We start from the raw sequence: 13,605 nt of genomic DNA on the forward strand, positions 1-13,605 counted from the left end.
GCAATTGCGTTGCCCTAGAATTGGCCAAAAAACAGGTTCAGGAGGATCATGCGAATTCTATTTGTTGCTGCTGAGGCGGCACCGCTGGCGAAAGTGGGGGGCATGGGAGATGTGGTGGGTTCCCTGCCCAAGGTGTTACGCCGCATGGGACATGATGTGCGCATCTTTATGCCCTACTATGGCTTCTTGCCCGACAAGGTGGAGATTCCCAAGGATCCCATCTGGATTGGCCATGCCATGTTTCAGACGTTCCATGTCTATGAAACGGTGTTGCCGGGGTCGGACGTGCCCCTTTACCTGTTTGGCCATCCCTGCTTTAATCCCCGCCGCATCTACTACGGGGAGGATGAGGACTGGCGGTTCACCTTCTTTGCCAATGGGGCAGCGGAATTTGCTTGGAACTACTGGAAACCCCAGATTATCCATTGCCACGATTGGCACACGGGAATGATCCCAGTGTGGATGCATCAGGATCCCGACATCACCACTGTGTTCACCATTCACAACTTGGCCTATCAAGGGCCCTGGCGGTGGCGCCTCGAGCAAATTACTTGGTGTCCGTGGTACATGCAGGGGCACAATACGATGGCAGCAGCACTGCAGTATGCCGATCGCGTCAATACGGTTTCGCCCACCTACGCCGAACAGATTAAAACCCCCGAATATGGTGAGAAATTGGAAGGGCTGCTGTCGTTTATTAGTGGCAAGCTCTCCGGCATTCTCAATGGCATTGATACAGAGGTCTTTGATCCCAGTACCGATCGCGCCCTTGTGCAAAACTACACCGTAGATACCCTTGAGCGGCGTAAGGCCAACAAAATTGCGCTCCAAGAGGAACTGGGGTTGGAGGTGAATTCCGGTGCTTTCTTGGTGGGGATGGTCACCCGCTTGGTGGAGCAAAAGGGGTTGGATCTGTTGATTCAGGTGCTGGATCGCTTTTTGGCCTACACCGATAGCCAGTTTGTCCTCTTGGGAACGGGCGATCGCTACTACGAAACCCAAATGTGGCAAATTGCCTCACGGTTTCCGGGGCGCTGTAGTGTCCAGTTGCTCTACAGTGATGTCCTGTCGCGGCGGATCTATGGCGGTGCCGATGCCTTCATCATGCCGAGTCGCTTTGAACCCTGTGGCATTGCTCAGATGATTGCCCTGCGCTATGGCTGTGTACCAATTGTGCGCCGTACCGGTGGCCTTGTGGATACCGTCTTTCACCATGACCCCGAGAAGCAAACGGGAACGGGCTACTGCTTTGACCGCTATGAACCCCTTGACTTCTACACCTGTCTAGTGCGGGCGTGGGAAGGGTATCGCTACAAACGGGAGTGGCACACCCTCCAGCAGCGGGGTATGCGCGAGGACTTTAGCTGGACAAAATCAGCACTAGCCTACAATGCCCTCTATAACTCCATTTATGGCTTGCCGCCAGAGACCATGCCCAATCCTAGTCCAACCCTAGTACCGGCAACGACCTGATCCTCAGGACGATGTAATGTGTGGTCATTATTGCCTACGAGTACATTGATCCCCTCTGGCAGCCCCTCCCCGATCCCCAAGGGTGGGGGCAGGAGATTGACCACTGGGTACTGGATGTGGAGGCTGCTCGGCCGCAGTTGCGGTACTGGTTGCAGCGGTTAGCACCGGGCTATTGGCTGTTGCACCAATTAAGTGCCCTTGGCCAAACGGTGATGGAAGTGAGCGATCGCCTGCGGCAACTGGAGGCAGCGGGTATTATGGTGATTGCCCTAGCCGAAGGCTACGTAAGCGATCGCCCCCCCAGCGGAGATCAGCTGCTATCCCTTTGGGATCAAGTAAAGCAGCAACTCCATCACCACACTCTCTGCCATGGCCATGCCCGCAATCGCCTCAAGCACCGTCCGCCGCCGGGTCGTGCTCCCTATGGCTATCGCCGGGGCAAAGAGCACTATGTCATTGATCGAGCGGCAGCCGTTGTCGTCAAGGATTTTGTCGAGCATTTTCTCCTCTATGGCTCCCTCAGTGCAGCGGTGCGCTTTATTGCCACCACCCACCACAAGCAGATTAGCGTAGCGACCGGTCGGCGCTGGTTGACCCACCCCGTCTATCGCGGCCATCTCTACTACCAAGGGAAAACGGTGATTCCTCAGACCCATGCCCCCCTGATTGCCCCCGATGAAGCGGCTCAGGTGGATCGGCTGTTGCGACGCCAACGCTCTCTGCCTCGTCGCAGTGCTAGTGCCCCCCATCCTCTGGCGGGATTGGTGATTTGCCGCCAATGTCAGCAACGCTTTGGCCGGACTCAGGTGCAGCCTTACCGCCAACCGAGCCAATATGCCTACTTGCGTCCCCTGCACTGTCCCCTCTCCCCCAAATGTCGCAGCATTCCCTACGACGCGGCCTTGGCTGCTGTGATTGATCAAATTGCTGAGCGCCTGCCGCCCGCGATCGCCCAACTGTCGCTGCCGCCGCCACCGTTGACGGCTCAACTGCAAGCAATTGAAACCCAACTGCACCGCCTTGCCGAACTAGAAGCCCAAGGCCTCTTGGATCCCGAAACCGCTCAACTGCGCCGCTATAAACTGGCTGGGGAACGGGCACAAATTGAGGCACAGCAGGCCCAATTGCCCCCTAGTAATCTTTTGCAACTGGCGGTGACCCTTGGTCAGCCGCAATTTTGGTACCAACTCTCGGCAGCAGAGCAACGGTTCTATCTACGGGAGTTTTTACATGCCATAGCGGTCACCAGCCGCCCGCCACAGCCTTGGTCGATCCATCTGCAATTTATTTGGGAATCCCCCATTGGCAGTACTGCTTAGCCATTTCTAGCTGAGTTTTTAGTCACAAAAGACCAATCGCCATAGCCGCAAGTTGCAACTCAGAATTGCTGAAATACAAAGGCTAGTTTATAGATAGATAAAAAACACAGATAACAAGTCACAGGTGTAAGGGGTTATGACGATTGAACTCAGCGATCGCCAAAAACAAATTCTTGGCGCCACGATTAACCATTACATTGCCACGGCAGAACCCGTCGGCTCAAAAGCGATCGCCACGGAATACAACCTCAACGTCAGCCCGGCCACGGTGCGCAATACGATGCTGCTCCTCGAAAAAAGTGGCCTGCTTTACCAACCCCACACCTCCGCAGGGCGGGTGCCCTCTGATTCTGGCTATCGCGTCTATGTGGATGAACTGATCCAGCCCATTCCCGATGTGGCTCGCAAAGCCGAGAGTCTCTTGAGTGAGCGGTTTATCTGGGGGCAACAACGCCTTGAGGTGATCTTGCGGCAAGCGGCGCAGTTGCTCTCGGATCTCAGTGGTTACATTACCCTGATTACGCTCCCCAATCGTTTGGAGCGGCAGATTCGGGTGATTCAACTGGTCGCCTTGGATTCCCAGCAGGTGATGGTGATTCTTGTGCTCGATACCTACGAAACCCAGTCGGCACTGATCCAATTGGGGCAAGGGGAAGAGGATCCTGAGCTGCGGGAGCGCACCCTCCAGGTACTGACCAACTTCCTCAATCATCAGTTGCAGGGGCGATCGCTGGTGGAACTCAGTGCCATTGACTGGCAAAAACTGGATTTGGAGTTTCAGACCTACAGTCAGCAGCTTCAGACCCTACTGCGGCAGTTGAGCGATCGCTACAGCCACCAAGGCACTTCCTTTGTCATCAGTGGTCTTGCCGATGTTCTCCAGCAGCCGGAGTTTTCCCAAGTGGAGCAGGTGCAAATGCTACTGCATCTTCTCGAAGACCAACAGGATCAACTGGCTCCCTTGATCAGTGGCGATAGCCAAGCCCCCTCGCAGGTGCAAATCCGCATTGGCAGTGAAAATACCTTAGCGCCGATGCAGTCCTGTACACTGGTTTATTCCTGCTATTGCTATGGGGACTCCCCCGTGGGCAGTATTGGCATTCTAGGGCCGACGCGGATGCCCTATGCACGGATTATTCCCCTAGTGGCCACAGCGGCAGATTATCTAACCGAACAGGTGAGTCGCCGCAAGTAAGAAAATCAAAACATCCGAGAATTCTTGTGCAGTCAACGGCCGGCTTTATCATGCACAATAAACTATTGGGCTTTCCCAGTTGGAGATATTGAAATGCCGACACCCGCCTTGCTGGTTCTTGCCGATGGTTCAGTCTTTCGCGGTTTTTCCTTTGGGGCACCGGGAACAGCCATTGGCGAAGTGGTCTTTAATACCGGCATGACGGGTTATCAAGAGGTACTCACTGACCCAAGCTATTGTGGTCAAATCGTGACATTCACCTACCCTGAGTTGGGCAATACTGGAACAACGCCCGAAGACGATGAATCCGATCGCCCCCAAGTGCGCGGTGCGGTTGCTCGCCATATCTGTGACATTCCCAGTAACTGGCGATCGCAACAATCCTTACCTGATTACCTCAAAGCCCATCGCATTCCCGCCATTTACGGGATTGACACCCGCGCCCTCACCCGCAAAATTCGTACTGTCGGTGCCATGAATGGCGGCATCTCCACGGAAATCCTTGATCCCGTTGAACTGCTGCAAAAAGTCCTTGCCGCTCCCAGTATGCAGGGACAAAATCTAGCCAAGGTGGTGACCACCCGCACCCCCTATGAATGGACAGAACCGACGCCCCCGGCTTGGGAATTTCGTCCCCAAACAGCCACCGAAGAGCCACCCTTGACGGTTGTGGCCATTGACTTTGGCGTGAAGCGCAACATTCTCCGTCGCTTGGCTAGTTATGGTTGCCGTGTGATTGTTGTGCCGGCGGATACCCCAGCGGAAACGATTCTCAGCTATGACCCCGATGGCATTTTCCTCTCCAATGGCCCCGGCGACCCTGCGGCGGTTCAGGAAGGCATTGAAACCGCACGCAAATTACTGGCGGCTCAGCGTCCCATGTTTGGCATTTGTCTGGGGCATCAGTTGTTGGGACTTTCTTTGGGGGCGGAAACCTTCAAACTGAAATTTGGTCACCGCGGGTTGAACCAGCCCGCTGGCCTGACCCGGCAAGTGGAAATTACCAGCCAAAACCACGGCTTTGCCATTACTGAAGAATCCCTTGCCCAAACCCCCGTTGAGATTACCCACTTTAACCTCAATGACAAAACCGTTGCCGGTCTGAAGCACCAAACATTGCCGATTTTCTCAGTGCAGTACCACCCTGAGGCCAGCCCCGGCCCCCACGATGCTGATTATCTCTTTGGCGACTTTGTGGCGCAAATGCGTGCCTATCGTCAACAACACCCCCGCAGCCAATGAAAGGGCGATCGCTCACCCCCTATCTCTTTCTTGCCCCTGCCTTGGGGTTACTCACACTGACGGTCTTTTGGCCAGCCCTACAGGCCTTTTTCCTGAGTTTCACCCGCTATGAGATGGATCTCCTGAGTCCGCCTGTGTGGGTGGGATGGGCCAACTTTGCGCAATTGTGGCGCGATGGTGTTTTCTGGAAAACCTTGGCCAATACTTTCCTCTATTTAGTGGTCGTGGTGCCGATTCTGGCGATCGCCCCCCTGCTGTTGGCGATTCTGGTCAATCAACCCCTGCGGGGCATCCACTGGTTTCGTGCTGCCTACTACAGCCCCGTGATTATCTCAATGGTGGTGGCGGGGATTGCTTGGCGCTGGCTCTATGCCCCCAATGGCCTCTTCAATCAACTGGTACAGGGTCTGCATCTGCGGGACACCCCGATTCCTTGGCTGACAAGTCCCCAACTCGCCCTCTTTAGTGTCATGGCCGTCACGATTTGGAAAGGCTTGGGCTACTACATGGTGATCTATCTGGCGGGACTTCAGGGGATTAGTGGTGAACTCTACGAAGCGGCAGCACTCGATGGCAGTGACGGCTGGCGACAGCATTGGGATATTACCCTACCGCTGATGCGTCCCTATATTCTTTTGGTGAGCATTATCTCAGCAATTTCTGCCACGAAGGTCTTTGAAGAGGTCTATGTCATGACCCAAGGGGGGCCCCTCAATAGCTCCAAGACCATTGTTTATTATATCTACGAGAATGCCTTTCAGCGCTTAGAGATCAACTACGCCTGTACGATGGGACTGGTCTTATTCCTATTTATCCTGTCGTTGTCTCTCTTGAATCTCAAGTTTGGCCGACAGGTGGAAATGCCCCTTAGCTAACCACCTGCATGCGTTGAATCAACCATTGATTGCCGCGACGGGTAAAGGTGTAAATGACGCGGTAGGGATCACTATAGGAAATATCATTGCGTAGGGTTCCCTGTTCATAGAAACGGGCATCCTCATTGACTTCCACCAATACATCCACGCGATCGCTGCCTCGGGGACGGACTTCCTTCACTTCTAGGTTCCGCAGGGTATAGACCCAATGGCTACCCTCGGATTTTAAGCTCTGTGCCCGCGATCGCCAGCGGCTGAGTTCTGGCTCCGCCAAAATCGTTGCTAGTTTGTCCATCTCAAATGCCGTGCCAAGGGCTTGGGCTTTAATTTGCTGCCACGTGCGGAGACGATCGCGTGCCATCTCCGGCGTTAAGGTGGTGGCTAAGGTCGTTGGTTGTGGCGTTGGGGTTGGCGTTGCCACAGGAGTTGGCGTCGGGGTCACTGGCGGTGGTGGTGGTGGGGCTTCAGCCGTTTTGGCTGGCCAATAGACTTTTGCCAAGGCGCCTAACCCAACGAGAACAACCCCTGCACCCATCCAAAACCAAGTCTGACGTTTTTTGTGGTGACTGGTTGGAGGGCGGCGCCGTTTGCGAGTGGATGCTGGGGGCGTGTCGGTCTCCGTTGCGGTTGAAGAGCGGGTAGCAGCCGCTGCCGAAAAGCCTTGACCCAGCCCAGTATGATACTCCAAGGGCAACGTTTCCGCTGTGAAGGAGACGGGCGGCGGCACGGCCACCGTTGGTCTAATGACTTCGGGGAGGGCAGAGGCAGTGGTGCTGGGCGGTTCAGGGGCAAAGGAGTCGTCACTGAGAGCCTCTAAGTAGGTTTGGATATCGGGATCCGCAAAGTAGGCATCCAAGGCCACCGGCGTTTCCCCCAAATCCCGAAAAGCAGGATAAATTTCTTCCCGTAGCCATTGCTCTGTGTAGTAGTACAGGCCCGGCAGCAGATCGCTGGAGTCATGGGAATGACGGCGGATAAAGGCGAGACTCTGCTGATCTTGAGATTTATCGAGAGCGGCCAAGGCCTCAGCAGGTTGTCCCAACAGCAGTAAACAACTGGCCAGTTCGAGGTAGATGTCTTGATTGGGGGAGAGTCGCTCTAGTAAATCCTTGGCACGGCGAATATAGCTCGGCTGAAGTTCCTGTACGCCCCGTGCCACCAGCGCATGCACTGCCAGATAGGTCGCTACTGCTGAGGGACGGCGGGATTCTCGTTCAAAGAGTTCCTGTTGCTCTGCTACGGTGAGATGGCTGCGCAGTTGCAAAATAAATTTCAGAAAATCCTCAACCCCTAGGCCAGAGTGATCGTCATGGCGACCTTCAATGCCCCCGCGATCGCTGAGCATCTCCCGCAGCAATAAAATACCCCGCTGCCGATTCACACTATCGGATAGAGGCAGTGCCAGTAACTCCAGAATGCGGTAGGGACGCAGCCGATGCAGTTCCGTCTGCAACTGCTCTTGGAGGTCGGGAAACAGGTTCGCCCGCTGAAGTACCTCTAGACCGGCTTCGAGGCGAGAGGCGGCGGCTTGGTAGGACTGCCGCTGCCATTCCTCGCGTCCCAATTCCAAATAGGCCAAAGCCACAGTCAGCGTAATGTCAGCAACGGCGGCAGAGGAAGTATAGGGGCGGTTGAGATCAAAAGCATCCTCCTTTAGGAATTGTTCTCCCAGTTTGACCACTTGGGAGTAGTTCCCCAGTTCATAGAGCAGGAGGAGTGCCCCCGAAAATTGCTGATCACTAATTTCAAGGTGGGGAGCGGTGGCATCGGGATCCAACTGGGCAATCAAATCATCGGGAGCGACGGCACGGCAGTGGCGATCGTAGGCATGGCGCTGCTCAGGTTCTCGCAAAACCGCATAGGCTTGCTCAATGAGTTCACGACGGGTGGCAACGGTGGTGGGGGAGTGTTGATGGGTGGGCAGTTGCAACAGCCGATCCTGAAACGCTTGCTCGATTTGCTCCGGCGTTGCCTGAATTGGCACACCCAGCACTTGGTAATAGTCGAGGGGAATGCGCACCTGAACCCAAACCTCTAGAGATAAACCAGTCCATCAACCGCAACACGTGCCTTGATTTAGGAAGAACAGGGAACCCCTCCAAAAATGGCTAAGGGTTTAGAAATGACACCATAATCCTTTGGGAATAACCCTACAGAGGATTCCCAGAAAAAAGGGAGCATCAAGCGTTCTAGGATATCACAATTTTTGCCCCTCAGTGCGAGTTTGCGCAGAGATTGGCTGGCTTAGCCGCGCACTTTTGCTGTAAAGCCAGAGGCCTTAAATTGCTCCAACTGCAAAGGTGTTGGTTGGTCGTAGGGCACGCTAATGCGAATTTCAAAATCGCTAATGCCGGGTGGAATCACATCAATTGCCCCAACCCGTGTGCGGTTTTGCAACACTGGATTGCCATTGGCATCGTAGATGCGGCCAAAGACATCGGCATCCACCACTGTTTTGCCGGATTTATTCTCTGCTTTGCCAGTAATCAGGTAGCAGTTGGCCTTGAGGGTCGTGCCCCCGGGTGTGACTGAACCTTCACCAATTTCTGGCGGGCATTCGTGGTAACTGAGGTCAAAGAGCCGCACTTGAATAGCGGCGATCGCCGGCAGCGGGGCGATACTTGACCAGCACAGGACACTCAGGAGCAAACACACCACTCCTCGACGCAGATATGCCACAAACCGATTCGCACTCATGGTCATCGCTCAGCACTTCAACACGCCCCTATTATCCCACAGTGGTCAAAATCCACAGATCAACCGCTCCCAATAGCAGCGTAAAGACGGCCAAAATACCGTACATCCAAGGCTGAGCAAGGGGCTTAATCACCTCTGTGGGCAATCCCGTATGAGCTTCAATGGCACGCATCATTTGGGCAAACCCCGCCACTCGCATTGGCAGAAGATACCCCTGACCTGTGGCAGTGACTAGATAATAGACCAAGCCCCCTTGGCTGGTACTGCGGGGCTGAAGCCCTTGAATCTCTGACCAAGCCAGTTGCCACTGCCGCCGCAGGAAGGGGGGCACCCAACCGGGATAGGTGAGGCGAATCCCTTGCGCGTCCAGTTCTACCCGCTGACTCAGTGCCCCCCAGAGCAAAATGCCCCCACAGGCGATCGCCCCCCAAAGCAGCAGGGGTGAAACAGGCGCCGCCGTCTGTGCCGCCAAAAAGGGGAGAGGAAGTGTGAGTGCGCCATAGAGGGCAATGAGCGTTCCAGAAATCAGGGGCGAGGTTTTGAAGCGCAGAGGTTCAGTCATGGTTGTTGCTGAGTTATTGCCTCAAGGGTTCATGATCATCCATCAATAGAATAGCCAAGTGGCAAAGGCATATTTAGTCCCCTGCACCACGGGCAAAGCCGTATGGGGATGGGTGTAGTAGGCGGGAAAGACAACGACATCACCGGTGCGGGGTGTGACCTTCACCCCTTGGCGATCGAAATAGGTTTCTCCCCCCTGAAAGTCCTCGTTGAGATAGCCCACTAAACTCACATCCCGTGTTGGGATACCTTGCGCCAGTTCCATTTGCCGACTGGCCAGCAGCAGGTTGTCCACATGGCGGCGATAGCCCTCGCCTACGCGATAGCGCAGGATCGAGAAGTTCTCAATTTCAGGAAAGCGAATGCCATAGTGCTGGTAGAGAACAATCTGAATCGTTTGTGTGGCTTGAAGCAGAATCTGCCGCATTGTCGCCTGTTGGGGATCTTGGGGATCAAAGCGGAGCAAACTGCCGCCGCGCACTGAGCGATCGACCGTCCCCATGAGAATTTGTGCATCCTCAAACCCCACCTTCTCAGCCGTAGCAATCACCTGCTGACACTGGTGAGCCGGAATCAAACGCTGAAAAAGGAGAATCTCACCCCCCAAGTCAAGAATTTGCAATGGTGCAGCACTCATAGGGCAAAGATTGTCGCTATCTCTACCATCGGTTTAGGGGAGGCGTAGTCGCAGCGGTACTTCACTTTGGACATTGCCACTGACAATCACCTCTTGGCGATCGAGCCACCCCTTTGCCCGCTGTCCCTGAATTTGAATGCGGGGATTGCGCTGGCGGTAAAAGACGCCCCCTTGGGCTTCCACTTCCTGTTGAGGAATCCGCCAAATCAGTTGAGCCGTGCGCAGGTGGGCATTGGGGCGCTGAATTTCCACTTGACCGCTGGCTTCCACCCGCTCTTGGGGAATCCACCAATTGAGGCGTTGGGCACGCAGTTGTGCCTGTTGAGGTTGGCTATTGATCTGGGCATTGTCAAAGATGGCGCGGTTTTCAGCCATCAGGAAGACACCACGATTGGCCTGCCCTTGAATGCCTTGAGTGGAGGACTGCACCCGCACCGGGCGATCGCTCACCAATTGCTGCTGCGGAATCAACCAGCGTACCGTTTCTCCTTCAACCCGTAGGGCAGGGTTGGGAAGCTGCACTTGAACACCCCCCTCAAGGGTAACTACCTGATCGCTAATCGACCAGATGGCCCTTTGGGCTTGCAGCCGCTGCCCTTGGCGATCGCCCGCCACACCGCGGACGGTGACCCCCCCTTGACCAATCACCCCTGCCAACAGTCGATTGGGTTGCTGCTGCCACACTAGACTCTCCGTACTGAGTTGCAAATCCTTGGCCTCCTTGGCTGACGAGGTCACCTGAACGGCATTGAGGGCACGCAGTTCTTGGCGTTGGCTATCGGCTTCGAGGCGCTTAGCAGTAACAGTGACTTGGGGATAGCGGGCTTGCAAGTTTTTCTGGGCAATGAGAACGCCGCGATCGCCCTGCCAGACCAATTGATCGGCCACAATCGTCCCCTTTTGCTGGAGATCAGTGACGGTGGTGCGGCCTGCAATCCAGAGTTGCCCATCCCGCTGCCGCACATTGACTGCCTTAGCTTGCACCTTGTAAGCAGTTTTGCCCTCTGCCTTTAATTCCCCCGTGAGGTTTTGAATCTCCAATTGCTGGCGATCGTCATCGCGATAGCGCGCTCCCGCCGCTTGTAATAACCAGAGAAGTTCACCTTTGGCATTGGTTTGCCGTAGGGTCAGATTTTGCAGCTTGACATCCCCCCTGATTTCTGGTTCTGGTGAGGGTTCCTCGCCCACCCATTGATCCACCCAGCCGCAGCCTGTCAAGGCCAGTACAAGGCAAAGGGGGAGGAGGGGTCTAGGCAGAGGCATTGTTGTCTAGGTTCTCTAGGGTCTCAGGTGACTTATTGGCCGCAGCTTCATCTTTCCCTTCGGCGGTATTCTGCTCCCAATGGGGAGTCACAATGGGGGGCGGCGTCAGGCTACCCGTGACGGGGCGATAGGTATAGGTTGGGCGGGGTGCTTTTTGGATTTCTTCGCGGATGCTTTCGAGATCAATGTAGCGATCGGCAACGTTAATCAGGCTATCGCTCGTCATCGATCGCAAGCTCACCACCTCGACCCGTGCCCCCCGATAACTCACAGCATCCACCGCATAGGCCAAATCCCCATCGCCGCTAACCAAGATGGCCGTATCATAGCAGCCCACCAGTGCCATCATATCGACGGCAATTTCTACATCAAGGTTGGCCTTTTTCGAGCCATCCGGCAGCTGCACCAGTTCCTTGGAGACGACACGGTAGCCATTGCGGCGCATCCACAGCAAAAACCCCTGCTGTTTTTCATTGGTGGGGTCAACCCCTGTATAGAAGAAGGAGCGAAAGAGACGGGAACCTTGGGTCAAGTAGCAGAGGAGTTTTGAATAGTCAATTTCAATGCCCAGTTGCAGTGCTGCATAGAAGAGGTTGGAGCCATCAATAAAAATGGCAACGCGCCCGCGATTTTGTAACACCTGTTCTGGCGTGTAAATAGCTGAAGACGAAGATGTAACCATGTAGAAATCATCTCAAAAAAAGTGTGTTATCGAAATATGAAGTCATACCTCTAGCGTATCGCGCGTCAAGGGGAATCGGCGACAGTTGCAGGCAGCGACAGTTTTTGGAAAATCGGCTCTGGATTGGCCAGAGGTTGTGACGCAGGTAAAACACCCCACTGGGCTTGGCGATCGCCCAAAAGGTCGGGGTCAACTGATCCGTTAAATTTAATACTATAGCCCAACTGCCCATAGATAGCCTCACTCAGTTGGGGGATAATCGGGGCAAGGACATAGGCCACAAGGCGCACTGACTCCAATACACAGTAGAGAATCTCCGCCACCGCTTGCGTTTCCCCAGCCTTATAGCGTTGCCACGGTGCCTCTTCATCAAGGAACTTATTCCCCGCCCGTGCCAGCGTCAGTGCCTGTTGACACACCTCATGGAAGGCCAGTTGCCGATACCCTTGGCCATAGGTTTGGCAGAGGTGCTCCGCCAGTTGCCGCAGGGGATGCTCGCGCGGAATCGCTGACCCTTGGACATTGGGTACTTTCCCATCGGTATATTTCCAAGCCATTTTCAGCGTGCGATTGAGCAAATTGCCCAGATCATTGGCCAGATCCGCATTGAGGATATTGACAAAGCGGGTCTCGCTAAAGTCACCATCGCGGCCAAACTCCACCTCTTTCATGAAGTAGTAACGCACGGCATCGGCACCGTATTGCGCCACCAAGGCAAAGGGATCAAGGGTATTCCCCAGACTTTTGCCCATTTTTTGACCATCCTTGGTGAGAAAGCCATGGACAAAGATCTGCTCTGGCAGTGGCAAACCCGCCGACATTAACATTGCCGGCCAAGAAATGGCATGGAAGCGAAGAATATCCTTGCCAATAATGTGCAGATCAATCGGCCACCAAGTTTTGAGGGCATTGGCTAAGGTTGGCTCATCTTCTGGTTCCAAGAGGGCAGTGACATAGCCCAAGAGGGCATCAAACCAGACATAGAGGGTCTGATCTGGATCCGTGGGCACGGGAAACCCCCATGCCAGATTCACCCGCGAAATGGAAAAGTCCTGCAGCCCCCGCTCAATAAAACTCAGCACCTCATTGCGACGGCTAGGGGGCTGGACAAAGTCAGGATGTTCAGCGTAGTAGTCCAAGAGCGCCGGCTGATACTTCGAGAGGCGGAAAAAATAGTTGCGCTCATCTCGCCATTCCACCGTCCGATTCACGTGGATCGGGCAGCGCCGACCCTCAAGCAGTTCGCGTTCCTCCTTGAATTCTTCGCACTCGACACAGTACCAACCCTGCTGCTGACCGAGGTAAATGTCGCCGTTGTCCCATACCCGCTGAAAAAACTCGTTGACAATGGCGTGGTGGCGAGGACTGGTGGTGCGGCTAAAGCGATCGTAGTGGATATTCAATTGTTGCCACAGGGCTTGAAAACCAGCGGCAATCTCATCGCAGTGGGCTTGGGGACTGAGACCCCGCTGTTGGGCGGTGCGCTCAATTTTTTGGCCATGCTCATCGGTACCGGTAATGAACCGCACCTGATAGCCCTGCAAACGATAGAAGCGAGCAAGCACATCGGCAGCAATGGTTGTGTAGGCACTGCCAATGTGGGGAAGGGCATTGACGTAGTACAGGGGGGTAGTGAGTGAAAAGTGCGGTGACAAGCAGTG

At 54.8% G+C, this 13,605-nt stretch carries 12 protein-coding genes; 5 read left to right on the forward strand and 7 right to left on the reverse strand.

What is annotated here, in order from left to right:
• The first annotated feature begins 48 nt into the window (after window positions 1-48).
• The 5 genes from glgA (at window position 49) to RHH81_RS01135 (ending at window position 6,104) form a co-directional block, all read left to right on the forward strand.
• Entirely contained in the window at window positions 49-1,473 is a 1,425-nt protein-coding gene (glgA, locus tag RHH81_RS01115) for a glycogen synthase GlgA (RefSeq protein ID WP_206200701.1), read from the forward strand.
• Window positions 1,474-1,493: 20 nt separating this feature from the next.
• Window positions 1,494-2,792, forward strand: coding sequence for a recombinase family protein (locus tag RHH81_RS01120; RefSeq protein WP_206200702.1), 1,299 nt, complete (start codon window positions 1,494-1,496; stop codon window positions 2,790-2,792).
• A 136-nt stretch (window positions 2,793-2,928) separates the two neighbouring features.
• Entirely contained in the window at window positions 2,929-3,987 is a 1,059-nt protein-coding gene (gene hrcA / locus RHH81_RS01125) for a heat-inducible transcriptional repressor HrcA (protein ID WP_206200703.1), read from the forward strand.
• 93 nt (window positions 3,988-4,080) lie between these two features.
• Window positions 4,081-5,229: a glutamine-hydrolyzing carbamoyl-phosphate synthase small subunit gene (carA, locus tag RHH81_RS01130; RefSeq protein WP_206200704.1), complete on the forward strand. Its 1,149-nt coding sequence runs from the start codon at window positions 4,081-4,083 to the stop codon at window positions 5,227-5,229.
• On the forward strand, window positions 5,226-6,104 hold the full coding sequence (locus tag RHH81_RS01135; RefSeq protein WP_206200705.1) for a carbohydrate ABC transporter permease: 879 nt from the start codon (window positions 5,226-5,228) through the stop codon (window positions 6,102-6,104). The genes carA and RHH81_RS01135 overlap by 4 nt, the downstream gene beginning before the upstream one ends.
• Here RHH81_RS01135 and RHH81_RS01140 read toward each other — a convergent pair.
• The 7 genes from RHH81_RS01140 to metG form a co-directional block, all read right to left on the reverse strand.
• Entirely contained in the window at window positions 6,097-8,124 is a 2,028-nt protein-coding gene (locus RHH81_RS01140; RefSeq protein WP_310743254.1) for an IMS domain-containing protein, read from the reverse strand. The genes RHH81_RS01135 and RHH81_RS01140 overlap by 8 nt on opposite strands.
• A 224-nt stretch (window positions 8,125-8,348) precedes the next feature.
• Window positions 8,349-8,807, reverse strand: a complete 459-nt coding sequence (locus tag RHH81_RS01145) for a hypothetical protein (protein WP_302677050.1) — start codon at window positions 8,805-8,807, stop codon at window positions 8,349-8,351.
• 25 nt (window positions 8,808-8,832) lie between these two features.
• On the reverse strand, window positions 8,833-9,363 hold the full coding sequence (locus RHH81_RS01150) for a hypothetical protein (RefSeq protein ID WP_310743255.1): 531 nt from the start codon (window positions 9,361-9,363) through the stop codon (window positions 8,833-8,835).
• 42 nt (window positions 9,364-9,405) lie between these two features.
• Window positions 9,406-9,999 (reverse strand): 2OG-Fe(II) oxygenase, encoded by a 594-nt coding sequence (locus RHH81_RS01155; protein WP_206200709.1) that lies wholly within the window; start codon window positions 9,997-9,999, stop codon window positions 9,406-9,408.
• A 33-nt stretch (window positions 10,000-10,032) separates the two neighbouring features.
• Window positions 10,033-11,262, reverse strand: coding sequence for an LPS export ABC transporter periplasmic protein LptC (gene lptC, locus RHH81_RS01160; RefSeq protein WP_310743256.1), 1,230 nt, complete (start codon window positions 11,260-11,262; stop codon window positions 10,033-10,035).
• Entirely contained in the window at window positions 11,249-11,944 is a 696-nt protein-coding gene (locus RHH81_RS01165; RefSeq protein ID WP_310743257.1) for an NYN domain-containing protein, read from the reverse strand. The genes lptC and RHH81_RS01165 overlap by 14 nt, the downstream gene beginning before the upstream one ends.
• 65 nt (window positions 11,945-12,009) lie before the next feature.
• Entirely contained in the window at window positions 12,010-13,599 is a 1,590-nt protein-coding gene (gene metG / locus RHH81_RS01170) for a methionine--tRNA ligase (protein ID WP_206200712.1), read from the reverse strand.
• Between the last annotated feature and the right edge of the window lie 6 nt (window positions 13,600-13,605).

Source organism: Thermosynechococcus sp. PKX95 (assembly GCF_031583295.1).
Classification (GTDB): Bacteria; Cyanobacteriota; Cyanobacteriia; order Thermosynechococcales; family Thermosynechococcaceae; genus Thermosynechococcus.

What these genes read in the sequence shown, in the direction of transcription:
- lptC (WP_310743256.1), bottom strand. Translation starts at nt 11,262, where the DNA reads ATGCCTCTGCCTAGACCCCTCCTCCCCCTTTGCCTTGTACTGGCCTTG.
- RHH81_RS01155 (WP_206200709.1), bottom strand. Translation starts at nt 9,999, where the DNA reads ATGAGTGCTGCACCATTGCAAATTCTTGACTTGGGGGGTGAGATTCTC.
- hrcA (WP_206200703.1), top strand. Translation starts at nt 2,929, where the DNA reads ATGACGATTGAACTCAGCGATCGCCAAAAACAAATTCTTGGCGCCACG.
- RHH81_RS01135 (WP_206200705.1), top strand. Translation starts at nt 5,226, where the DNA reads ATGAAAGGGCGATCGCTCACCCCCTATCTCTTTCTTGCCCCTGCCTTG.
- carA (WP_206200704.1), top strand. Translation starts at nt 4,081, where the DNA reads ATGCCGACACCCGCCTTGCTGGTTCTTGCCGATGGTTCAGTCTTTCGC.
- glgA (WP_206200701.1), top strand. Translation starts at nt 49, where the DNA reads ATGCGAATTCTATTTGTTGCTGCTGAGGCGGCACCGCTGGCGAAAGTG.
- RHH81_RS01165 (WP_310743257.1), bottom strand. Translation starts at nt 11,944, where the DNA reads ATGGTTACATCTTCGTCTTCAGCTATTTACACGCCAGAACAGGTGTTA.
- RHH81_RS01150 (WP_310743255.1), bottom strand. Translation starts at nt 9,363, where the DNA reads ATGACTGAACCTCTGCGCTTCAAAACCTCGCCCCTGATTTCTGGAACG.
- RHH81_RS01145 (WP_302677050.1), bottom strand. Translation starts at nt 8,807, where the DNA reads ATGACCATGAGTGCGAATCGGTTTGTGGCATATCTGCGTCGAGGAGTG.